At 67.5% G+C, this 21,482-nt stretch carries 19 protein-coding genes; 5 read left to right on the plus strand and 14 right to left on the minus strand.

Annotation, left to right across the window (positions count from 1 at the left end; translation table 11 throughout):
• From Q4F04_RS08405 to metG, 7 genes are all read right to left on the minus strand, one after another.
• A partial coding sequence (locus Q4F04_RS08405; RefSeq protein WP_303369386.1) for a phosphotransferase family protein occupies positions 1 to 337 on the minus strand: 337 nt, incomplete at its 3' end.
• The gene (locus Q4F04_RS08410; RefSeq protein ID WP_303369387.1) at positions 334 to 1,551 is read right to left on the minus strand and encodes an acyl-CoA dehydrogenase family protein; all 1,218 of its coding nucleotides are present in this window, start codon (positions 1,549 to 1,551) and stop codon (positions 334 to 336) included. The genes Q4F04_RS08405 and Q4F04_RS08410, both read right to left, overlap by 4 nt.
• A 9-nt stretch (positions 1,552 to 1,560) precedes the next feature.
• Positions 1,561 to 2,298, minus strand: a complete 738-nt coding sequence (locus tag Q4F04_RS08415; RefSeq protein WP_303369388.1) for an SDR family NAD(P)-dependent oxidoreductase — start codon at positions 2,296 to 2,298, stop codon at positions 1,561 to 1,563.
• A gap of 89 nt (positions 2,299 to 2,387) precedes the next feature.
• Positions 2,388 to 3,314, minus strand: a complete 927-nt coding sequence (gene argF / locus Q4F04_RS08420) for an ornithine carbamoyltransferase (RefSeq protein WP_303369404.1) — start codon at positions 3,312 to 3,314, stop codon at positions 2,388 to 2,390.
• Between the two features lie 408 nt (positions 3,315 to 3,722).
• Positions 3,723 to 4,643 (minus strand): arginase, encoded by a 921-nt coding sequence (rocF, locus tag Q4F04_RS08425; RefSeq protein ID WP_303369389.1) that lies wholly within the window; start codon positions 4,641 to 4,643, stop codon positions 3,723 to 3,725.
• A gap of 52 nt (positions 4,644 to 4,695) precedes the next feature.
• The gene (locus Q4F04_RS08430) at positions 4,696 to 5,469 is read right to left on the minus strand and encodes a sulfite exporter TauE/SafE family protein (RefSeq protein ID WP_303369390.1); all 774 of its coding nucleotides are present in this window, start codon (positions 5,467 to 5,469) and stop codon (positions 4,696 to 4,698) included.
• A 650-nt stretch (positions 5,470 to 6,119) separates the two neighbouring features.
• A complete protein-coding gene (metG, locus tag Q4F04_RS08435) occupies positions 6,120 to 7,838 on the minus strand; it encodes a methionine--tRNA ligase (protein ID WP_303369391.1) in 1,719 nt (572 codons plus the stop codon).
• A gap of 158 nt (positions 7,839 to 7,996) precedes the next feature.
• Here metG and Q4F04_RS08440 point away from each other — a divergent pair, with 158 nt between their 5' ends.
• A complete protein-coding gene (locus tag Q4F04_RS08440) occupies positions 7,997 to 8,347 on the plus strand; it encodes a hypothetical protein (protein WP_303369392.1) in 351 nt (116 codons plus the stop codon).
• 492 nt (positions 8,348 to 8,839) lie between these two features.
• Here the strand turns inward: Q4F04_RS08440 and Q4F04_RS08445 are convergent, their stop codons facing one another.
• Positions 8,840 to 9,433, minus strand: coding sequence for a GcrA family cell cycle regulator (locus Q4F04_RS08445; protein WP_303369393.1), 594 nt, complete (start codon positions 9,431 to 9,433; stop codon positions 8,840 to 8,842).
• Positions 9,434 to 9,540: 107 nt separating this feature from the next.
• Here Q4F04_RS08445 and Q4F04_RS08450 point away from each other — a divergent pair, with 107 nt between their 5' ends.
• Both Q4F04_RS08450 and Q4F04_RS08455 read left to right on the plus strand, forming a co-directional pair.
• Complete coding sequence (locus tag Q4F04_RS08450; RefSeq protein WP_303369394.1) at positions 9,541 to 10,359, plus strand: ABC transporter permease; 819 nt, start codon at positions 9,541 to 9,543, stop codon at positions 10,357 to 10,359.
• Positions 10,360 to 10,509: 150 nt separating this feature from the next.
• Positions 10,510 to 11,682, plus strand: coding sequence for an aspartate aminotransferase family protein (locus tag Q4F04_RS08455; protein ID WP_303369395.1), 1,173 nt, complete (start codon positions 10,510 to 10,512; stop codon positions 11,680 to 11,682).
• A gap of 95 nt (positions 11,683 to 11,777) precedes the next feature.
• Here the strand turns inward: Q4F04_RS08455 and Q4F04_RS08460 are convergent, their stop codons facing one another.
• The 5 genes from Q4F04_RS08460 to Q4F04_RS08480 all read right to left on the minus strand — a co-directional run bounded on the left by Q4F04_RS08460 (position 11,778) and on the right by Q4F04_RS08480 (position 17,557).
• Positions 11,778 to 12,686 carry a carbohydrate kinase gene (locus Q4F04_RS08460; protein ID WP_303369396.1) on the minus strand — a complete coding sequence of 303 codons (909 nt, stop codon included), beginning with the start codon at positions 12,684 to 12,686 and terminating at the stop codon, positions 11,778 to 11,780.
• Positions 12,687 to 12,708: 22 nt separating this feature from the next.
• Positions 12,709 to 14,037: a zinc ribbon domain-containing protein gene (locus tag Q4F04_RS08465; RefSeq protein WP_303369397.1), complete on the minus strand. Its 1,329-nt coding sequence runs from the start codon at positions 14,035 to 14,037 to the stop codon at positions 12,709 to 12,711.
• An 85-nt stretch (positions 14,038 to 14,122) separates the two neighbouring features.
• Complete coding sequence (locus tag Q4F04_RS08470; RefSeq protein ID WP_303369398.1) at positions 14,123 to 15,259, minus strand: SPFH domain-containing protein; 1,137 nt, start codon at positions 15,257 to 15,259, stop codon at positions 14,123 to 14,125.
• A gap of 19 nt (positions 15,260 to 15,278) precedes the next feature.
• Entirely contained in the window at positions 15,279 to 16,328 is a 1,050-nt protein-coding gene (locus Q4F04_RS08475; RefSeq protein WP_303369399.1) for a DUF2927 domain-containing protein, read from the minus strand.
• 32 nt (positions 16,329 to 16,360) lie between these two features.
• Positions 16,361 to 17,557, minus strand: coding sequence for a toxic anion resistance protein (locus tag Q4F04_RS08480; protein ID WP_303369400.1), 1,197 nt, complete (start codon positions 17,555 to 17,557; stop codon positions 16,361 to 16,363).
• Positions 17,558 to 17,783: 226 nt separating this feature from the next.
• On the opposite strand from Q4F04_RS08480, the gene fabF reads away from it, so the two are divergent.
• Both fabF and mltG read left to right on the plus strand, forming a co-directional pair.
• Complete coding sequence (gene fabF, locus Q4F04_RS08485; protein ID WP_303369401.1) at positions 17,784 to 19,046, plus strand: beta-ketoacyl-ACP synthase II; 1,263 nt, start codon at positions 17,784 to 17,786, stop codon at positions 19,044 to 19,046.
• Positions 19,046 to 20,221, plus strand: a complete 1,176-nt coding sequence (mltG, locus tag Q4F04_RS08490) for an endolytic transglycosylase MltG (RefSeq protein ID WP_303369402.1) — start codon at positions 19,046 to 19,048, stop codon at positions 20,219 to 20,221. Before fabF ends, mltG begins: the two co-directional genes overlap by 1 nt.
• 91 nt (positions 20,222 to 20,312) lie before the next feature.
• Here the strand turns inward: mltG and Q4F04_RS08495 are convergent, their stop codons facing one another.
• A complete protein-coding gene (locus Q4F04_RS08495; RefSeq protein WP_303369403.1) occupies positions 20,313 to 21,092 on the minus strand; it encodes a response regulator transcription factor in 780 nt (259 codons plus the stop codon).
• Positions 21,093 to 21,482 lie beyond the last annotated feature (390 nt).

Genomic DNA, 21,482 nt, shown 5'->3' on the forward strand with positions numbered 1-21,482 from the left:
GCAGGCGGCCGTCGGAAAAGACCCGGCCCTCGACGAAGTCCATCAGGTAGAAGGGTGTGCCCAGCAGCGCCGGGTCCTCGTGGAACAGCAGCGCGCGGGGCACCGGGACATCGGTGTCCTCAAGCGCGCGCATCACCCGGAACTCGCGGTCGATGGCATGGGCGCCTTTCAGGATCTCGCCCGCGGGCTGCTTGCGCAGCACCATCCGGCGGGCGCCGTGATCGACGATGAAGGTCGGGTTCGACTGCCCGCCGCCGATGCGGGTGAGCCGCGTCTCGCCGGGACCGAAATGCTCGGTCAGAAAGGGGTTCAGCCGTTCGGGCGTGACGTCGCTCATGCCTGTTCCCCCTCGACCGGCCAAGACCAGAACCCCCGCCCTTCGGCGTCCAGGTTGCGGCTCAGCACCATCTTGTGGACCTCGTCAGCGCCATCGACCAGCCGCGCCTGCCGGGCATAGCGGTAGATCCATTCCAAGGGCGTGTCCTTGGAATAGCCGCGCGCGCCGTTGATCTGGATCGCGGTGTCGGCGGCCTTGTGCAGCAGGTTCGCGACATGGACCTTGGCCATGGATACCTCTTTCCGCGCATAGCTGCCCTGGTCCAGCGCCCAGGCGGCCTTCATCACCAGCAGGCGGCCGACCTCGATCTGCATGGCGAGATCACCCAGCATGATGCGGATGCTCTCGCGGTTCGACAGCCGCTCGCCGAATGCGAAGCGTTCATGGGCATAGGTGGTGGCGATCTCGACGCAGCGCTTGGACAGGCCGAGCCACCTCATGCAGTGGGTCAGCCGCGCGGGGCCGAGCCGCATCTGCGTGAGCTTCAGCCCGTCGCCCTCGTTCAGCAGAAGGTTCTCGGCCGGGATCTCCATGTCCTCGAAGACCAGCTCGCAATGGCCGCCATGTTCCTCGGGGCCCATGATCGGGATGCGCCGCTCGATCCGCCAGCCGGGGGTGTCGCGGTCGAACAGGAAGGCGCTCAGGCCCTTGCGCGGGTCCTCCGAGGTCCGCGCGATCAGCATGAAATGCTGCGCGTCCTCGGCCCCTGTGATGAACCACTTGCGGCCGCGGATCACATAGTTCTCACCCTGCCGCGTCGCCGTGGTCAGCATCATCCCGCCGGGGTCCGAGCCCGAGCCGGGCGCGGGTTCCGTCATCACGAAGGCCGAACGGACCCGGCCCTCCACGATGGGCTTCAGCCAGCGTTCCTTCTGTTCGGGCGTGCCTGCCTTTTCCAGCACCATCATGTTGCCGTCGTCGGGCGCGGCCGAGTTGAACACCACTGGCCCGAAGATCGAGCGGTTCATCTCCTCGTAGCAGACCGCCATGCCGATCTTGCCGAGGCCTTGGCCGCCGGTCTCCGTCTTCAACTGCAGGCACCACAGGCCCTCGGCTTTCGCCTTGCTCCGCATCGTCTCCAGCACGTCGAGGCGGATGTTCTCATGCGCGTCGTAGTTGGCGCGGTCCGCCTCCAGCGGCAGCAACTCGTCCTGAACGAAGCGGGCGATGCGGCGGCGGTAATCCTCGATGCGCGGGGAAATGGTGAAATCCATGGGAAACCCTCAAAGGCTGGAACAGAGATGGCCGCCATCGACGACGAGGGCCGAGCCGGTCATGTAGCGCGCCCCGTCCGAGCAGAGCAGCCGCAGGGGCGCGTCGAGGTCGGCAAGCTGCCCCAGCCTGCGCTGCGGGATGTGCCGAATCAGCGCCTGGCCCGCCTCGGTCGCGAAGAAGTCGCGGTTCAGGGCCGTCTCGACATAGCCGGGGCAAAGGGCGTTCACCCGGATGCCCCAGCGCGCCCATTCCAGCGCCAGCGCCCGCGTCAGCTGCACCACCGCGGCCTTCGAGGCGGTATAGGCCGCGACATTGCCCGCCACCCGGAAACCGAGGATCGAGGCCACGTTGACGATGGCGCCCCCGCCCGTCTCGCGCATCCGCCGCGCCGCGGCCTGCGCCACGTGGAAGACGCCCTTGACGTTGGTGTCCAGCACCGCCCCGAACTCGGCCGGGTCGGTGTCGATCGCGGGGGCTGTCGCGGTAATGCCGGCGTTGTTCACCACCACGTCGATGCGTCCCGCGACCTGCGCGAAACCCGCCGCGACCGAGCCCGGATCGGCCACGTCCATCGCCACGGCCTGCGCCTGTCCCCCTGCCGCGCGGATCGCATCCACCTGCGCGGAGATCCTGTCCGCGCTGCGGGCGGCAAGGATCACCCGCGCCCCGTCCCCCGCAAGAACAGACACGAAATGCGCCCCCAGGCCGCTCGAGGCCCCGGTCACGAGGATGGTCCGAGATGGCATGGAAAGGTCCTTCCTGCGCTTGGGTTCCGCCGATGTTGACGGACTTTCCAACGGAAAGCCAACCCGCCGCTGCTGATTTTCCGCTCGTGTCAGGCCTCGAGGCACCAGCGCATGATCGCCTTCTGCGCGTGCAGGCGGTTCTCGGCCTCGTCCCAGACGACGCTGTTCGGCCCGTCCATGACGGCGGATGTCACCTCGTCCTCGCGATGGGCGGGCAGGCAGTGCATGAACAGCGCATCGCGCTTGGCCCGCGCCATCAGCGCCTCGTTCACCTGGTAGCCGCGCAACTGGTTGTGACGCCGCTCCTTGGCGGATTGCGGGTCGTGCATGGACACCCAGGTGTCGGTGACGACCAGGTCGGCCCCCTCGACGGCCTTCATGGGATCGCGCACGATCTCGGCCTTCACCCCCTGGGCGCGGGCGAAGTCCAGCCATTCGCGTTCGGGGTCCAGCGGCTGCGGCCCGGTGAAGGTGAAGTCGAAGCCGAACTGCCCCGCCGCCTGGATCAGCGAGGCGCAGACGTTGTTGCCGTCGCCCGACCAGACCACCTTGCGCCCGGCGATGGGGCCGCGGTGTTCCTCGAACGTCATCACGTCGGCCATGATCTGGCAGGGATGGGTGCGGTTGGTCAGCCCGTTGATGACGGGGACCGAGGCGTATTCCGCCATCTCCAGCAGCGTCGCCTCTTCAAAGGTGCGGATCATGATGAGATCGACATAGCGCGACAGCACCCGCGCGGTGTCGGCGATGGTTTCGCCATGGCCAAGCTGCATCTCCTGCCCCGACAGCACCATCGTCTGCCCGCCCATCTGCCGCACGCCCAGGTCGAAGCTGACGCGGGTGCGGGTGGATGGCTTCTCGAAGATCAGCGCGACCATGCGGTTCGCCAGCGGCTGCTCGGCGTCGGGTGTCCCCTTCGGGGCGCCGTTGCGCGCGTCCTTTATCCGCCGCGCATTGTCGATGATGCCGCGCAGGTCGTCCTTGGGCGTGGTGTGAATGTCGAGAAAGCTGTTCATCATGGGTTGTCCTGTTCCGTTCCGTCCGGCAGTCGCGGGGGCGCTATCGTCGGCGCCCGGCAGACCAGGGGATCGGAACGGAACGGAGGCTCGGGGCGGGCAGGGCAATCTGCTTGGACATGATCGCGGCACTTCACCGGGCAGACCCCGCGAGGTCAACCCCCGAAGGCGTCTCGTCCCCAGCCAGCGCCCCTTGCCACTTGGCCGGAACAAGTCGGGCCAGCCCCTTTGGGGGGCTGGCCCTTGCCCGGAGTGAGACCACGCACCATGAGCAAGGAAAGGATAGGACAGGGGCCGGCGCCGGCTCAACGATGAAGCATCTAAAATGATGCGCATCCCGTCAGCCGCTGCCGGTCCCGGGAAACGGGGCGTCACCCCGCAGACCGAGGGGGCGGCGCGACTGGCCGCCTATCCCGATCGCGTCGGCCGGTCGAAGACCTTGCGCCCCATCAGGCTGCCGACAAGATCCACCATCATCCGCGCGGTCTTCCCCCGCTCGTCCAGAAAGGGGTTCAGTTCCACCAGGTCCAGCGAGGTCATCAGCCCGCTTTCATGGATCAGCTCGCAGACCAGATGCGCCTCGCGGAAGGTCGCCCCGCCCGGCACCGTGGTGCCGACCGCCGGCGCGACCGACGGATCGAGGAAATCCACGTCAAGGCTGACATGCAGCATCCCCTCCGCCGCCCGCACCTTGTCCAGGAATGCCCGCATCGGCACGGCAAAGCCGAACTCGTCCAGCACCCGCATGTCGTTGACCACGATCTCGGATGCCTCCAGCGCGGCGTGCTCGGCCTCATCGACGCTGCGGATGCCGAAGAGGCAGATGTTTTCTTCGGGCACCGGGGCGGGGAAGGGCGGGAAGGCGTCAAAGCCCGAACGCCCCGCCAGGTAGGCCAGCGGAGTCCCGTGCAGGTTCCCCGACTCGGTCGTCTCGATGCTGTGGATGTCGGAATGGGCGTCCAGCCACAGCACGAACAGCGGCCGCCCCCGCGCCTTGGCATGGGCCGCCACGCCCGCGACCGAGCCGAGTGACAGCGAATGGTCGCCGCCCATGAAGACCGGCATCCCCTCGGCCATCGCCCGTTCACCCGCTTGGGCCAGCGCGCGGGTCCAGGCGAGCGTCTCGGGCAACCCGCGAACCGCAGTGTTCGCCGTGGTCTCGGTCCCCGGCGGCCCCGGCGTCAGGTCGCCACGGTCCTCGACCCCGTGGCCCAGGGCCTGCAGCGTCCGCCCGATCCCGGCGACGCGATAGGCCGCCGGTCCCATCAGGCAACCGGGCCGCTGCTGACCGCTGTCCACGGGGGCGCCGATCAGGATGCAATGGGTCATGGAAGCCTCGCGGATGGATCGGGGGCGAGGGTGGGGGCGTACGGCCCCAAGGTCAACCGCGCGCCAGCGCGACCCCCGCCGTCGCGATCAGCCCGACGCCCGACAGGAACAGCAACACCAGCGCCGCCCGCCGGATCGTCAGCGCCGAGACCGGCGGTGGAAACCGTCGCGCCGCCCATGTCCCCAAGGCCACCGCCAGCAGCGCGCCCGCAAGCGCCACCGCCGTCAGCCGGTCGAAGCTGCGGTCCGCCACCGTCAGCGCCAGCCGGAATCCTTGCGTGATGACGAAATAGGTCACCAGTGTCACCCGGATCGTGTCCAGCGCCAGCGGCTGGCGGTAAAGCAGCCAGATCAGCGGCGGCCCCGAGGTCGCGAACAGTCCCCCCATGATCCCGCCCGTTGCCCCCGCGATCCCGAAGGCTGGGGTCGGGGACCGCTGCTCCCAAGGCTGCGGCCGGTGGACTAGTTGCAGCGCGGCGACGGCGATGAAGACGCCCAGGATCAGCCGCAGCCATTCCAGCGCCGATCCCACCATCCAGTGCAGCAGCCAATAGCCCAGCGCGATCATCGGCACCGCGCCGATCACGGCCGCGATCACGGCCTTGCGGTCGGCATGGCGGTGGTCGCGCCACAGCACCATCGCCCCGTTCAGCAGCACGAGGACCGAGATGATCTGCGCCGTCACCGGCACCGGCAGCAGCCCGAACAGCGTTGTCCCGCTCATCACGATCAGCCCCAGCGCAAAGCCGGTCAGCGTCTGCGACCACGCACCGAGCGCGCTGAGGCCCCAGAAGGCGATAAGCGCGAACCAGCCGGGATCAGGCATGTATATCCTTGAACCGTTTTGAGGATTGCACCGCCATGCGATTGGCCGCAGATTTCACACGGCGAACGGGTCGCTGTTGGTTGCTACCCAGTGGCGCACCAATAGAAATGCAGTAGCTCAGATGCGGTCCTTTCCCAGAACAGAGGTCTCGTGGACTAGAGTCGTGCTGAGTACTTCCTCTGGTGCTAGCCCGCACCAGTTCACTGCCGCCCAAGGCCACTCGAATGCGACACGGCCAGAAAGCTCATGAAGAAGTTGAGTGCGTTCAAAATCGATGATGCTGTACTTGGGGCAAGATAACGGCTTCAATCCACGTTCCAGTAGGCGCTGCATCGGGAGTTCAGCCATCAGCTCATCTGCGGTAATCGACCGGCTCTGACCTAAGATTTTGTAGATTGCGTATAGGATCGTCTGCGTACCCGGACCAGGTAATGCTGACATAAGATAGCCTTTGGCGCCAATCTTCTTGGTAGTCCTAGGGGTTTGATACGACTGGTAAAATTCGAATAGCGCACGATCTCGGTAGGCAAGATCAATGAAACCACGCCTAAATCTAGGCTGCTCTTTCTCGCTAGGAGCGTGTCGCATTAGAACAACCCGCTCGGATGCGAGTCCCGCCTCCGCCAGGACATCTCTAAGGCTTTTATTCATTATCCCCGCACACCCCTGAACCGGTCCTGCCAGTCGTCCCGCTGCTCATCGGTGATCTTGGCGAAGAGCACGTCGGGCACCTCGAAGGCGTGGCCGGCAGGCAGCACGTCCAGCGCGACGGTTACGTCGTCGGGCCAGTCGCGCGCCTCGGTCCGCATGGCGGCCAGCATCGAATCGGCGGCGAAGGGGATGAAGGGCTGCGACAGCACCGCGTAAAGGCGGATCAGGTTCAGGCCGAGGCGGACCTGCATCGCGGCGCGCTCGGGGTCGGTCTTGAATGTCGACCAAGGCGCGGCGGACTGCAGGTATTCGTTGCCCAAGCCCCAGATCGCGCGCAGTTCGTTCGCGGCCTTGCGGACTTCCATCGCCTCCATGAAGCCCTCGTAGGCGCGGATGCGGGTGGTGAGCGCCTCGACAAGCGCCTGCTCCTCGGGGCCGTAGCTGCCGCCTTCCGGCACCGTCTCGCCGAACTTCGAGCGGCAGAACTTGGTGATGCGGCTGACGAAGTTGCCCAGAACGTCGGCGAGGTCCTTGTTCACCGACTGCTGGAAGTTTTCCCATGTGAACTCGGCGTCGGACCCTTCGGGGGCGTGGGACAGCAGCCACCAGCGCCAGTAGTCGGCGGGCAGGATCGACAGCGCCTGGTCCTGGAAGACGCCGCGCCCCTGCGAGGTGGAAAACTGCCCGCCGTCATAGGTCAGGTAGTTGAAGGACTTGATGTAATCCACAAGCTTCCACGGCTCGCCCGAACCGATGATCGTCGCCGGGAAGGACAGCGTATGGAAGGGCACGTTGTCCTTGCCCATGAACTGGGTGTAGCGCACGTCCTCCGCGCCCTCGTCCAGCCGCCACCAGCGGCGCCAGTCGGCGTCGGGCTTGCCCTGGGACTCGGCCCATTCGGCACTCGCGGCGATGTATTCGATGGGGGCGTCGAACCAGACGTAGAAGACCTTGCCCTCCATCCCCGGCCAGGGCTGGTCGCCCTTCCTGACCGGGATGCCCCAGTCAAGGTCGCGGGTGATGCCCCGGTCCTGCAAGCCGTCGCCGTCGTTCAGCCATTTCCGGGCGATCGAGGTCGTCAGGATCGGCCAGTCGGTCTTGGAGTCGATCCAGTCCGACAGTTCCTGCCGCAGCGCGGACTGGCGCAGGTAAAGGTGCTTCGTCTCGCGCACCTCAAGGTCCGTCGAGCCGCTGATGGCGCTGCGCGGATTGATCAGGTCGGTCGGGTCAAGCTGCTTGGTGCAGTTCTCGCACTGGTCGCCGCGGGCCTTGTCATAGCCGCAGTTGGGGCAGGTGCCCTCGATATAGCGGTCGGGCAGGAAGCGGCCGTCGGCGTTGGAATAGACCTGCCGTTCTGAGACCTCGGCGATCAGCCCGTTCTCGGCCAGCTTCCCCGCGAAATGCTGCGTCAGGCGGTGGTTCTGCGGGCTGGAGGAGCGGCCGAAGTGGTCGAAGCTCAGGCCGAAGCGGCGGGCGATGTCGGCCTGGACCTGGTGCATCTCGGCGCAGAAGACATCCACAGGCTTGCCGGCCTTGGCGGCGGCGAGTTCCGCGGGCGTGCCGTGTTCGTCGGTAGCGCAAAGGAACATCACCTCGCGCCCGCGCCCGCGCTGGTAGCGAGCAAAGAGGTCAGCGGGCAACTGGCTGCCGACGAGGTTCCCCAAGTGCTTGATGCCGTTGATATAGGGGATAGCGGAGGTGATGAGATGGCGGGCCATTGGGGCTCCTGAAGGCAGGTCGGGGGCTGTTTACCCAAGGGGCGCGGTCATTGCCAGAGCGGCAGGCCGTTGTTTCAAATGCGCGGCAGTTCGGGTCTGGGCAGGTCAGCGATACGCGGCCATGCTGCGGCGGCAGGTTGTTTCAAGGAGAATCTTCCATGATCCGCTTTCTGATTCCCGTCGCGCTGGCGCTGGCTGCGGCGACGGGCGCCGCCCGGGCCGACGATCTTTATTATATCGAGGGTTATCGCGCCAACTGCCCGATGGAGGCGGGGGGCGAAGGCATCATCTCTGTTGGCGCCGGCAGGTTCAGCATCACCGAAAGCCATTACGAGCGCGTCACCGGACGGCAGGGGCTTGCCGATGGCTGGCAGCGCGCGACCTGGGCCTGCATGGCCGAGGGCGAGGAATGCGGGCGCGAGCAGGTCGATCTGCGGATCACGGAGGGCCGGATCGACATACGGTTCGGGGGAGGCCGGAGCTTCTCGGGAACGCGCTGCCCGGGGTGAGGGATCAGGCCGCTGCCGGGGATGGCGTCCGTTCGGATGGGGGCGCCGCCCCCGCCGTGCGCTGCACGGCTCCCCCGGGATATTTTCATCCGGCCCGAGGGGGCAGGAGGATGACGCGGAGCTTGCTGGTCGAAGAATGGCTTTGGCTGATCGAAGCGCATCGAGATCGCATTCCGCCAAGGGGAGGCGACTGGGCCAAGCGGTGTAGCGGCTGAAGGCTGAGGAAATGATGACGGGCGGTTGCAGAGGCAGCGGGCTTGACCGAGCAAAAGGACGCCCCCGTTCCGGCGGTGAAGCAGGGAACAAGGGCGCCTCGGTCCGGAGCGGTCATCGGCGTCCCCGCCTGTACCGCGCCTCTGACTTTCCCACTGGAGGATTAAGAAAGCCCTAAGCCGCTCGGGTCGGACGGAAACATTTTCGTGGGCGCATGGTCCCATCGATGGGGCAGACAGCCCCGGCCGTGAACCATGGCGCCGGCGCGGCAGGACTGGCTTACCGCCGCCGGTCCCTGCGGGCGCTCATCGGCTGGAAGGCCACGCCGACATGGGCATCGCAATAAGGCTTTCCGGCCTGGCTGGGCAACCCGCAGAACCAGAACTTTTCCGTCGCCGGATCGCCGATCGGCCATTTGCAGGTGCGCTCGGTCAGTTCCATCAGCGAGAGCTTGAGGGCACGCTTCTCGACCTCGCGGACCGAGGCCAGAGTCTCGGGCGAAATCTCGTTGGCCGAGGGCTGCGGCGGCAGCGGCTGGCCTGCGGGCACGATCGGCCGGCGGGGCGAGAAAACCGGCTGCGGGGCAGGAGGGGGTTCGGGTTGCGCGGGCGCCTCGATCTCGGGTTCGGGCTCGGGGGGCGCGGGGCGCTCGGCGGGGGCCGTCTCGACGACGACGGGCTCGGGCGCCGGCTCGGGGGCAGGGGCGGCGGGCTGCTCCTCGCCCTCGGTGCGGTTCGACAGGCCGAGGCGGTGGACCTTGCCGATCACGGCGTTGCGGGTGACGCCGCCAAGCTCCTTGGCGATCTGGCTGGCCGACTGGCCTTCGGCCCACATGCGTTTCAGCGTCTCGACGCGGTCGTCGGTCCAGGACATGGGTTGCTCCTTGGCGGCTGGCGGGCTTGCACAAGCCGCAGCGTGCGGTTCTAACCGGGGATGCCCGGAAATAGCGCCTGCGCCCCGCAGTTTCAAGGATCGCCGTCATGACCCGTCCCACCCCCGCCGACTATGGCGCCATGCCCGTCCGCCGTTTCGGCCGGATCAACTGGCTGGGGACGGCCACGCTGGCCGCGCGCGAGATCCGGCGCTTCATGACCGTCTGGCAGCAGACGGTACTGGCCCCCCTGATGACGGCGGGGCTGTTCGTCGTCGTCTTCGTCGTGGCGCTGGGCCGCGGGCGGGGCGAGGTCATGGGCCTGCCCTTTGTCGAGTTCCTCGGCCCCGGCATCCTGATGATGACGGTGATCCAGACGGCTTTCGCCAACAGTTCATCCTCGCTGATCTCGGCCAAGATGCAGGGCAACATCGTGGACACGCTGATGCCGCCGCTATCTGCGGCCGAGATCCTGGCGGGGTATCTCGCGGGAAGCCTGACGCGCTCGCTGCTGGTGGCCGTGGTGATCGGAATCGGCCTGGGGCTTCTGGTCGGGCACCCGCCCGTTCATCCGTGGGTGGCGCTGGCCTTCATCATCCTGGGGGCGCTGATGCTGGGGGGCTTGGGCATCCTAGGCGGGATCATCGCGCAGAAGTTCGACCAGATGGCGGCGCTGACGAATTTCGTGGTGACGCCGCTGTCCTTCCTGTCGGGCACCTTCTATTCCGTCCAGGCCCTGCCCCAGCCCTTCCGCAGCCTGTCCCACTGGAACCCGATCTTCTACCTGATCGACGGGGCGCGCCATGGTTTCGCGGGCGTCAGCGACGCGCCCGCGGCACGGGGGCTGCTGGTCTGCCTTGTCACGGTGGTGGCGGTGAACGGTCTGGCATGGTGGTGGCTGCGCACCGGTTTCCGCATGAAGGCGTGACGTGGCGTTGAAGCCGGCGGCGGCGCTTGGTAACGCTGCCCCATGACGACGATTCGCCCTGACCTGCGACGCTGATGCGTCCCGCCCCGCGCCCTGCCTGACGGGGCCGTTCGTTCGTCTGAAATCCAGCAAAAGCCAAGGGACCGACCCATGATCGACGCCGTCCTGCCGACCTACAACCGCGCGCCCATCGCCTTTGACCGCGGCGAGGGCGCCTGGGCCATTGCCGCGGACGGCACCCGATACCTCGACCTCGGCGCGGGCATCGCGGTCAACGCGCTGGGCCATGCGAACCCGGAACTGGTCGCGGCGCTGACCGAGCAGGCGGGCAAGATCTGGCATGTGTCCAACCTTTACCAGATCCCCCAGCAGCAGCGGCTGGCCGAGTTGCTGGTGGACCGGACCTTCGCCGATACGGTCTTCGTGACGAACTCGGGCACCGAGGCGGCGGAGCTGGCGATCAAGATGGTCCGCAAATACTGGTCCGAGAAGGGCCAGCCCGAGCGCATCGAGATCCTGACCTTCGAGGGCGCTTTTCACGGGCGGTCCACCGGCGCCATCGCGGCGGCGGGGTCCGAGAAGATGACGAAGGGCTATGGGCCGCTGATGCCGGGCTTCCGCACCCTGCCCTGGGGGGACATGGCGGCGCTGGAGGCCGCGGTCTCGGACCAGACCGCCGCGGTGATGATCGAGCCGGTGCAGGGCGAGGGCGGCATCCGCCCGATGGCGGACGAGGATCTGCAGAAGGTGCGCGCGTTGTGCGACCGCACCGGCGCGCTCTTGGTGCTGGACGAGGTGCAATGCGGCATGGGCCGCACGGGGCGGCTGTTCGCGCATGAATGGGCAGGGGTAGGCCCCGACATCATGATGGTGGCCAAAGGCATCGGCGGCGGCTTCCCGCTGGGTGCCGTGCTGGCGACCAGTGAGGCGGCCTGTGGCATGGGCGTGGGAACGCATGGCTCCACCTATGGCGGCAACCCCTTGGCCTGCGCGGTGGGCATCCGGGTGATGGAGATCGTCGCGGACGATGACTTCCTGGCCGAGGTGAACCGCAAGGGCGCGCTGTTCCGGCAGAAGCTGGAGGGACTGGTCGCGGCACATCCCGATGTCTTCGAGGGCGTGCGCGGGATCGGGCTGATGCTGGGCCTGCGCTGCAAGGTGGCGCCGACCGAGGTGGTGGCCGCCTCCTATGACGAACATCTGCTGACGGTGCCGGCGGCGGACAATGTGGTGCGCCTGCTGCCGCCCTTGAACATTTCCGATGAGGAGATCTCTGAGGCGGTGGCGCGTCTGGACTGCGCCGCGGCGGCGCTGGAGGGCTGAGGCGGAGGGGGCTTCGCCCCCACGCCATGCGTTCGGGGGGCGCTGCCCCCATCGTCGTATACGACGATCCCGGGATATTTGGGCAAAGAAGAAGCTCAGGCCAGTTCGTGGCGCCAAGGCGGGTCGGCGCCGGGACGCGAGACGGTGACGGCGGCGGCCCGCGCCGCGTGGGACAGGGTTGCGGTCAGGGTCGGCGCGTCGAGATCGTCAAGCCTGTGCAGGGCACCCATGCGGGACAGCGCGTCGAGGATACCGGCATTGAAGGTGTCGCCCGCGCCGATGGTGTCGGCCACGGTGACGGGGAAGGCAGGGGTCTCTGCCCGGTGACGCGGGGTTTCGGCTATGGCGCCCTGCGCGCCGCCGGTGATCACGACGAGGCGGACCCCGCGGCAGATCTGGTCGCGGGCGATCGCCTGTCGATCCGTTCCGGGCCAGAGCCAGGCGCAGTCGTCGGCGGACAGCTTGACGATTGCCGCCAGCCTGAACAGGCGGTCGAGCCGGGCACGGTAGGCGGCTTCGTCGGTGATGAAGAACGGGCGCAGGTTGGGGTCGAGCATGACCGGCACGCCGCTTGCGGCCGCGCGTTCGGCGAAGGTTTCCACAGTCGCGCCGCAAGGCTCGGCGGCCAGGCTGATCCCGCCGATGAACAGCGCCTGAAGGGCCGGGGGCAGGGGCGGCAGGTCGTCCGTGGCGAACATCCGGCCCGCCGAGCCTTCGTCGTGGAAGCTGTAGCGCGCCTCGCCCCCCGCAAGGCTGACAAGGGCGAGGGTCGTCGGGCGGTCGCTGCGGGGGCAAGCGGCGGCATCCACGCCCGCCTCGGCCAGCGGGCGCAGCAGCAGCTCGGCAAAGCCGTCGCGTGAGATCGGCCACAGGAATCCCGTGCTTGTGCCGAGGCGGCCGAGGGCAAGCGCGGTGTTATAGACCGCACCGCCGGGCAGCGGCCGAAAGGCCCCGTCCGGCTGCGGGACCATGTCGATCAGCGCCTCGCCCGTGCAGAGGATCATCGGCCCGTCCCTGTTGCTGCCGTCATGCGGGGTGAAGGGATCGGGAAAGCGCCCGTGCCGGAGAGCCTGCGAGCCGCTGCGCCTCGGGCGGCGCCTGAGCCGAGGCATGGCGGATCTGCGCGGAAATGCCCGGCGCAGATCCCGCGGCACCAATGCGGATGCCGCCGCCTTCGCTGGCCACCAGCAGGATTGCCGCCGCCAGCAGCGCCACGAGGACGGCGAGCGCGATCTTCCAGACCGACCAGGGGCGGTCGCCCTGCACCCGGCCGGACTGGCCGTTGACGACAAAGCGGTAGCTTTTGCCGTTGTATTTATAGGCGGCGAGCCAGACCGGCAGCAGGACGTGCTTGAAGGTCTCGTTGCTGTGGTCGGTGTCCGTCGCCTCGATCCGCTGGACGTCGCCGCCGATGTCGCGGCGCACGTCCATGGCGATCACGCCCGCCATCTCCTGCCGCGCGATGGCGTGGCCGTCGGCCAGGGGAACCGTGTAGCCCTCGGCCTGGAAGCCAGAGAGATAGCGGGGATCGTAGGGGACGAGATGCGACAGGTCCCAAGGGGCCAGCGCATCGGTGTAGCGGCGCGGCAGCGAGGTCGAGGCGAGGATCAGCACGTCGTTGAAGGACCGCGCGACACGGCCCGCGGCACGGGACCAGCGGGTGCGCAGGACCTGTTGCGGGACGCGCTGCGTGCGGCCGTTCACCTCCTGCGTGACATAGATCGTCTCGTAATAATGGTCGCCGCGCTGGCCGCGATAGGCGGTGCGGGTGTCGGCGTCGAAGGTCCAGAAGGGGGAATAGACGCCCTGCATCCTGCGTCCCTTGCGGGCATATTGCTGCAAGCCGTTCGGCGCGAACCAGAGGCCCTTGAGCCAGGTGTCCAGCGCCCCCCGAGCCTGGTCCTGGGTCAGCACGAAGGGCAGGACGCCCTGCGGCTTGATGAGGCGGGTGGTGCCGGTGTCGGTGACGACCGGGGTGGCGCAAAAGGGGCAGCGGCCGGCATGGGTGTCGGTGCCACGCTCGATCTTCGCGCCGCAGTTGGGGCAGGAGAGAGTGCGGACGGTTTCCGTCAGGTCACTGCGATCGTCGAGGCGGAGCCCCCGTTCCAGCGAGATTTCCTGCAGTTGCGGCGATTTGTGGCCCGCGTCCCACTGGATCGCGCGGCCAGTGGACGGATCGCGCAGCAGCAGGTCCTGTTCTTCGGGCTGGCGGGCGGGGGCGCGGTCGGCGCCGGGAGAGATGCGCTGCAGGTGGCCGCAATAGGGGCAGACCAGCGCGTCCTGGCCGGGCGCGAACTGCAGGCTGCCGCCGCAGCTATCGCAAGGGTAGCGGTGTTCGATCTGCGGTGTGGGCATCGGCTCGGGTCCGCTGGCGGAGACACAGGACCGGGGGCCAGCCCCCGGACCCCCGGGATATTTGGGCAAAGAAGAAAAAGCAGGGCTATTTCTGCGGCAGGGGCGGAGGCAGCATGGTGAAAAGCTGGGCGAGGGCGGGGACCTCGTCGGCTTCCTTCCAGCCGTCCTGGCCGGGGGTCCAGACCAGCGTGTCGCGGGTGAAGCGGCCCTCGTTCATCAGCCGACCCAGATCGGCCTTGCCATAGGGGCCGCCGGGCTGGCCGTCGAGCGCAACGTGCCACACGGGGTCCGTGGGGATCGGCGGCGGGGCGATCATGTTGGGCTGCTGCTGCGGAACCTGCGGCGGCTGGGGCGAGGCGGGACCCCAAGGGCCGCGCAGCATTCCGCCCGCCATGCCCATGCCAAGGGCCGCACCCATCCCGGCGCCGATGCCCGCCCCCATGCCGCCGTCGCGGGTCGAGGCGTTCAGCATCGATTCCGCCTGAGCGTATTGCCCGAAACGGCTGAGATCACCCACGATTCCCATCGAGGTGCGCTTGTCGAGCATCCGTTCCACCTCGTCGGGAAGGCTGATGTTCTCGATGTAGAACTCAGGGATGGTCAGGCCGTATTGGGCGACGGTGGGTTCGATGGCGGTGGCGACGATCTTCCCCAGATCCTGCGTGTTCGCGGCCATGTCGAGGACCGGGATGACGGACGAGGCGATCACGCGGGAAAACTCCTGCACGATCACGTTGCGTAGCTGGTAGCTGATCTCATCGGCGGTGAACTCTCCGTCCGTGCCGACGATTTCCGACATGAAGCGGGCGGGGTCGGTCACGCGCATCGAATAGGTGCCGAAGGCGCGGATGCGGACGGGGCCGAATTCAGGGTCCCGCGCGATGATGGGGTTGCGGGTGCCCCATTTCAGGTCGTTGAAGCGCGTCGTGTTGACGAAGTAGATTTCCGACTTGAAGGGGCTGCGGAAGCCGTGGTGCCAGTGCTGCAGGCGCGTCAGCACCGGCATGTTGTTGGTTTCCAGCATGTAGAGGCCGGGGCCGAAGGTGTCGGCCAACTGGCCTTCGTGGACGAAGACGGCTGCCTGGCCCTCGCGCACGGTCAGCTTGGCGCCGTATTTTATCGCGCGGCCGCGGGTCTCATAGCGCCAGACCATCGTGTCGCGGGTGTCGTCCACCCATTCGATGACGTCGATGAACTCTCCGGTCAGGAAATCGAGGACCATGGTTTCCTCCTTTCGGGCATCAAGCGCCGGGGCGGGGCGCGGGTTCCGGCGCAAGCTCGGCCGCGATGCGGGCGACGATGGGGCGGGCTTCGGGTTCGGTCATGCCGGGCCGCAAGCGGGGGTCGTAGAGCATCCGCAGCAGGCGCTCGTCATGGGCGGTGAGGAATGCGAATTCCTCGTCGTCGTTGAAGATCGAGGGGCGGGCGTCCGGGCTGTCGTTGGCAAGGCCCATGCCCTGTGCCAGTTCCTCGTGGATGCAGCTCAGGCGCAGGCGGTCGGGCAGTTCCGCCCGGATCACGGCGACGGCGTTGGAATAGGCCGCGCCTGCGCCCGGGGAATAGGCGAAGACGGTGCAATAATTCTGCGGCGCCAGCCGCTCGATCGCGCCGATGTCCGAGGGAGGGATGCCGGGGACCAGCGCGGCGAGGCGGGGGCCGATGGCGCGGCGCTCGTCCTCGTTCACGAAGAGGACGACGAAATTGCCGCCCGATCCGGTCAGGCCGACCGGGTGGCCGGTGATCCGCTGCAGCCGTGCGGCAAAGTCCGCCACAAGCGCGCGGTCGCGGGTCCGGGTGACCGGCGGAACCGAATCGCCGAAAACGACAGAGATGCGGACGGGCCGTTCCCAGCGGCGCAGGGGCGCGGGGCGGGATTGCGGGACCAGCCGGCCATTCTGCATCACATATTCGTCGCGCAGCGCGATCTGGATGAAATCCTCGGCCAGACGGGCTGCGCCGGAGGCCGTCCCCGCGTCTGCGCGCAGCAGCCCCCGTGACAACAGGCTGTCCTGCACGCCGGAAAGATACTGGGCCATCGTCGCACTGGCCGGGGTGGCCGCAGCACGCCCCGCCGCCATCCGGGCGGCCTCGGCGCGTTCGCGGCGCAACTGTTCCTGCGAGATCTCGGGCCGGGGCGAGGGGGCGGGGATCACGGCGGGGCGCTGGGCCGGTTCAGGCGGCGGAACGAGGTCGGGCCGGGGGGCGCAGGCGGTCAGCGTTAGCAGCGCCAGCATGGCGAAACGCCGCCCCTTCCAAGGGGCGGCGCAGCGGGCGCTGGACGGATCGGTCACGGCAGGGTCCGGTCTGGCTGGGGCATGGGCGCTCACGCCCGGGACGTGATCGTCGCGGCGCCCTTGTTGGCCGGTGCCTGCGGCCGGGCACGCGAGGCGGACAGGGTCTGGCGCAGTTCCGATTCCATCTTCTGCAGGTCCAGTTCCGCGGCGGCACGGCGGGCCTTGCCCTCGTCGGCGATGCGCAAGGAGTCCTCGATGGTGGCGATCAACTCGGCGTTGGCGGTGCGGACCGATTCGATGTCGAAGACGCCGCGTTCCATTTCCGTGCGGATGCGGGCGTTGGCGTCGCGCAGGTTCTTCGCATTCGCGGTCAGCAGGTCGTTGGTCAGGTCCGTCGCCTGCTTGACCGAGGCCGCCGCCTGCGACGACCGCTGGATCGTCACCGCCTGCGCAAGCTGGGTTTCCCACAGCGGCACGGTGTTCACCAAGGTCGAGCTGATCTTCGTCACCAGCGACTTGTCGTTTTCCTGCACCAGCCGGATCGAGGGCAGCGACTGCATCGTCACCTGCCGCGTCAGCTTGAGGTCATGGACACGCCGTTCCAGATCGTCGCGGGTGGCGCGCAGGTCGCGCAGTTCCTGCGCTTCCAGGATCGCGCCGTCGTTGGGGGCAGCCTGAACCTCGCGTTCCTTGGCGGGGATCACGTCCCGGTCAAGCTCGCGCAGCTTTTCCTCGCCCGCCGCGATATACAGCGCGAGTTCATCGTAGAAATCGAGCGTGCGTTCGTAAAGCACGTCCAGCGACTTGATATCCTTGAGCAGCGTGTGCTGGTGCTGTTCCAAATCGGTTGTGATCTTGTCGATCTGGCCCTGCACCTCTTCGTAATTGGCCACGAACTTGGCAAAGGGTGCGGCGCGGCCCAGCAGCCTTTCCCACCACGACCGCTCGCGCCGCACATCCAGTTCGCTGACCGAGAAGCCGCGGATGGTGGACACGATGTCGCGCAGGGAATCGCCCGCCGGGCCGATGTCCTTGTTCTTGACATCGGCCAGCATCGACTGGCTGATTTCCTGCAGGCCCGCCTGCGCCCGCGATCCGAAATGCACGATAGAGGTCGTGTCCTTCAGATCGATCTCGTCCATGCGCTGGCGGATGGCCTGGGCCACGGGCGTGTCGGCGCGGTCCAGCGGCACGATCTCTCCGGCGGGTTCGGGCAGCACGACCGAGGTGACAGCCTGCAGTTCGGGCAGCGCGGCCTGGGCGCGGGCCTGGGTTTCGGTGCTCATGGTGCGGTCCCTTCGGTCGGCGGTTGGTCGGCGGCGGCCCCGTCGGGGGGCTTGCGCCAGATTAGGCCGGATCGGCGCGCGTTCAACAAGGCAGCATCGGTAAAGTTCCGACAATGCAATGTGAAGGCGGATGGGCGCAGGCGTGCGGAAGGCTGCCACGCGCGCGTTGCGCGGCGCAAGGCCCGCGTGTATTCAGCCGAAGTTCAAGCGATGGGAAGGAACATCGATGCGAAGGGTCGTTGTCACCGGGCTGGGGATGGTCACGCCGCTGGCGGGCAGGGTCGAGGAAACCTGGTCACGGCTTCTGGACGGGCAATCCGGCGCCGGGCCGATCACGCGGTTCGACGCCTCGAACGTGGTGACGAAATATGCCTGCGAGATCCCTTTCGGGGACGGCTCGGACGGCAGCTTCAACCCCGACGACTGGATGGACCCCAAGGACCGCCGCAAGGTCGATGACTTCATTCTCTATGGCATGGCCGCCGCCCAGCAGGCGGTGAAGGATTCCGGCTGGGAACCCGCGACCGAGGAGGAGCGCGAGCGCACCGGCGTGATGATCGGCTCGGGCATCGGCGGGCTTTCGACCATCGCCGAGACGGCAGTTCTCATCAAGGAACGCGGACCCAAGCGGGTGTCGCCCTTCTTCATTCCCGGCTCGCTCATCAACCTTGTCAGCGGGCAGGTGTCGATCCGCTTCGGCTTCAAGGGGCCGAACCATGCGGTGGTGACGGCCTGTTCCACCGGGGCGCACGCCATCGGCGACGCGGCGCGGCTGATCGCGGTGGGAGACGCCGACGTGATGGTGGCGGGCGGGGCCGAATCGCCCATATCGGAAATCGGCATTGCCGGCTTCAACGCCTGCAAGGCGCTGTCGACCAAGCGCGACAACGATCCGACATCGGCCAGCCGCCCTTGGGACACGGACCGCGACGGCTTTGTCATGGGCGAGGGCGCGGGGGTCGTCGTGCTTGAGGAATACGAACACGCCAAGGCCCGCGGCGCGAAGATCTATGCCGAGGTGCTGGGCTACGGGTTGTCGGGCGACGCCTATCACATCACCGCGCCGTCGGAGGATGGCGACGGCGGCTTCCGGTCCATGACGGCGGCGCTGAAGCGGGCGGGGCTTGAGGCGTCGTCCATTGACTACATCAACGCGCATGGCACCTCGACCATGGCCGACGTGATCGAACTTGGGGCGGTGGAACGCCTGCTGGGGGACCATGCGAAGAACGTCACCATGTCGTCCACCAAGTCGTCCATCGGGCACCTGCTGGGGGCTGCGGGCGCGGTCGAGGCGATCTTCTGCATCCTCGCGATCCGCGATCAGGTCGCGCCGCCGACGCTGAATCTGGACGACCCGGCGCGCGAGACGCCCATCGATCTTGCCGCCAACGCGGCCGTGCGGCGCAGGATCGACGTGGCGCTGTCCAACAGCTTCGGCTTCGGCGGCACCAATGCCAGCCTTGTCGTGGGCAGGGTCCGCGACTGATGTGGCGCTCCATCGCCTCCAACTTCCTGACCTTGATGATCGTCATCCTGATCGGGGTGGCGGTGGCCGTCGCCTGGGGGCGCAACCAGTATGTCGCGCCCGGTCCCAGCGCCCTGGCGCAATGCGTGGAAATCCCGCAGGGCGCACGGCTGAACGAGGTCAGCAAGCAGCTTGAGGCGCAGGGCGTCATCACCTCGCCCTATATCCTGCGGACGGGGGCCGATTACGCGGGCAAGGCCGGGCAGCTCAAGTTCGGCAGCTACCTTGTCCCGCCGCATGCCAGCATGGCCGAAGTGGTGGACACGATCACCGCGGGCGGACCGTCCACCTGCGGGACCGAGGTGATCTTCCGCGTCGGCGTGCGTGACAATGCGCTGGTTCTGCGCGACCTGAACCCGGAAAACGGCCGCTACGAGGACCGCGTCCGCCACGACCCCGCGGCGGGCGAGCCGCCCGAGGCCATCGTGCAGGCCGTGGACCGTCCCGGCGCGCGGCTGCGGGTGGCCGTGGCCGAGGGCACGACCGCCTGGCAGGTGGTCGAGGGCATCCGGCAGGCGCCCTTCCTTGATGGCCCGGTCGGCCCGCTGCCGCCCGAGGGGACGCTGGCGCCCGACACCTACGAGGTCACGCGCGGCGGCAGCCGGCGCGAGCTGATCGACCGGATGCGGGCCGCGCAGGATGCGGCCCTGACCGCCGCATGGGAAAGCCGCCCCTTCGGCCTGCCCTATGGCTCGCCCGAGGAGGCGCTGACCATGGCCTCGATCGTGGAAAAGGAAACCGGCATCGCCGCCGAGCGGCCGACCGTGGCGGCGGTCTTCGTCAACCGCCTGCGCGAAGGGATGCGGCTGCAGACCGACCCCACGGTGATCTACGGGGTGACGAACGGGCGCGAGGTGCTGGACCGGGGATTGCGCCGGTCGGAACTGGACCGCCGGACGCCCTACAACACCTACCAGGTGGACGGCCTGCCGCCGACGCCCATCGCCAACCCCGGCCGCGCCGCGATCGAGGCGGCGCTGAACCCGGCCGACAGCGACTACCTGTTCTTCGTGGCCGACGGCACCGGCGGCCACGCCTTTGCCCGCACGCTGGAGGAGCACAACGCCAACGTCGCCCGCTGGCGCGAGATCGAGCGCGCCCGCGGAGAGGCGGAGACCCTGGTCCAGACGGAGTGAGGCGGCGCTTGCGCGGGGGGCCAGGCTCCCCCGCCTCCGGCTGCGCTGTCAGTGGCACCATCCCGCGGCAAGTGCTGCGCGGTCCGCCGCTTCACCCGGACGCGGCAAGCTTCCTGACCTGGGGATGGTTGGCGGCCTGAAGCGCCAACTGGGTCCGGTTTTCCGCATGGAAGATCTTCATCAATTGCCGGACATACAGCTTGACGGTGGCTTCTGTGAGGTTGAGCTGCCGGGCGATGACCTTGTTGGGATGTCCCTTGCTCAGGGAATTGAGGACCTCGACATGGCGCTGCCTCAGGGGCGCGGTCGAAGCGGTTTCCTCGGGTGCCTGCTTTTCGCTTTGTCCGGCTTGCGGCTCGGGTGCAGGACCCCATGGCTGTGCAGGAGAGTGCACCAGCCGCGGGAACCCGGCATGAGAGACACGAGCCGCCGCCGGCGCAGCAGCTTCGGGGCGTGGCGACCCTTGGGTCGCGTGGGGCACATAGGTGCCGCCGGCCAGGATGAACTGGATGGCCGCCATCGCCACATGGGTCGGCATCGTCGTGGGAAGGAAGCCGCGCAATCCCGCCTGCGTGGCGGCGGCGATTTCCTCGGGGCCGGACAGGTCCGACAGGACGATCACCGGAAGATGGGCGAAGATTTCACGCAGGCCGGCGATCGTGCCGGCCACCTCTTCGTCTGTCAACGAACGGCCACCGACGCAGTAAAGGCAGGCAAGGCATTCGCAGTTCGAAAGATCCTGGAAATCGGCAAGCCGCAGGGCGACGTGCAGTTCGGCGTCCGAACGAGAGGCGAGCGGCATGAGAAGAGTGGCATATCCCGCGGCACGAAGCTCGTTCGTATCAAGGATGAAGATAGCGCAAGGATTCATCCTTTGGCTTCCTTTCTTGAGGTTCAGTAACCGAACGGAGAGTTGCCGCCATGCCGTGCAACCTTGTCCCTCAAGCTAGACAGGCAAATCCCGCTTGTCCTGCTTCTTCTGCGCCGCAGAAAACAAGCTTCTGAAAGTTAATGAATTTATTTAGGGCCACGGAGCGATCTTCATGAATGCAATCGCCCTCTGGTGGTTGCCTTGAGGCTTTGCACAACCAGTCAGAATATTCTTTTGGTCAATACAGCTTTTGCATGAGAAAACGAATCGGCCAGAGAATCACTTGGTATTGCTGCGACCCTCGGGTTTGAAAACTCGCGCAGGTCCCCGATGATCGGCGTTGTTGCAGAAATGCGGCTTGAGGCGTGAGTGCCCCTTTCCCCTTCAGGC

Origin of the sequence: Paracoccus sp. (in: a-proteobacteria) (assembly GCF_030536915.1) — a bacterium.
In the GTDB taxonomy this organism is placed as follows: Bacteria; Pseudomonadota; Alphaproteobacteria; order Rhodobacterales; family Rhodobacteraceae; genus Paracoccus.

Coding starts and splice junctions, on each gene's coding strand:
- Q4F04_RS08445 (WP_303369393.1), bottom strand. CDS start 9,433: ATGTCCTGGACCGACGACCGCGTCGAGACGCTGAAACGCATGTGGGCC.
- Q4F04_RS08440 (WP_303369392.1), top strand. CDS start 7,997: ATGATCCGCTTTCTGATTCCCGTCGCGCTGGCGCTGGCTGCGGCGACG.
- Q4F04_RS08450 (WP_303369394.1), top strand. CDS start 9,541: ATGACCCGTCCCACCCCCGCCGACTATGGCGCCATGCCCGTCCGCCGT.
- Q4F04_RS08415 (WP_303369388.1), bottom strand. CDS start 2,298: ATGCCATCTCGGACCATCCTCGTGACCGGGGCCTCGAGCGGCCTGGGG.
- Q4F04_RS08410 (WP_303369387.1), bottom strand. CDS start 1,551: ATGGATTTCACCATTTCCCCGCGCATCGAGGATTACCGCCGCCGCATC.
- mltG (WP_303369402.1), top strand. CDS start 19,046: ATGTGGCGCTCCATCGCCTCCAACTTCCTGACCTTGATGATCGTCATC.
- Q4F04_RS08465 (WP_303369397.1), bottom strand. CDS start 14,037: ATGCCCACACCGCAGATCGAACACCGCTACCCTTGCGATAGCTGCGGC.
- rocF (WP_303369389.1), bottom strand. CDS start 4,643: ATGACCCATTGCATCCTGATCGGCGCCCCCGTGGACAGCGGTCAGCAG.
- metG (WP_303369391.1), bottom strand. CDS start 7,838: ATGGCCCGCCATCTCATCACCTCCGCTATCCCCTATATCAACGGCATC.
- Q4F04_RS08460 (WP_303369396.1), bottom strand. CDS start 12,686: ATGATCCTCTGCACGGGCGAGGCGCTGATCGACATGGTCCCGCAGCCG.
- argF (WP_303369404.1), bottom strand. CDS start 3,314: ATGAACAGCTTTCTCGACATTCACACCACGCCCAAGGACGACCTGCGC.
- Q4F04_RS08495 (WP_303369403.1), bottom strand. CDS start 21,092: ATGAATCCTTGCGCTATCTTCATCCTTGATACGAACGAGCTTCGTGCC.
- Q4F04_RS08455 (WP_303369395.1), top strand. CDS start 10,510: ATGATCGACGCCGTCCTGCCGACCTACAACCGCGCGCCCATCGCCTTT.
- fabF (WP_303369401.1), top strand. CDS start 17,784: ATGCGAAGGGTCGTTGTCACCGGGCTGGGGATGGTCACGCCGCTGGCG.
- Q4F04_RS08430 (WP_303369390.1), bottom strand. CDS start 5,469: ATGCCTGATCCCGGCTGGTTCGCGCTTATCGCCTTCTGGGGCCTCAGC.
- Q4F04_RS08470 (WP_303369398.1), bottom strand. CDS start 15,259: ATGGTCCTCGATTTCCTGACCGGAGAGTTCATCGACGTCATCGAATGG.
- Q4F04_RS08480 (WP_303369400.1), bottom strand. CDS start 17,557: ATGAGCACCGAAACCCAGGCCCGCGCCCAGGCCGCGCTGCCCGAACTG.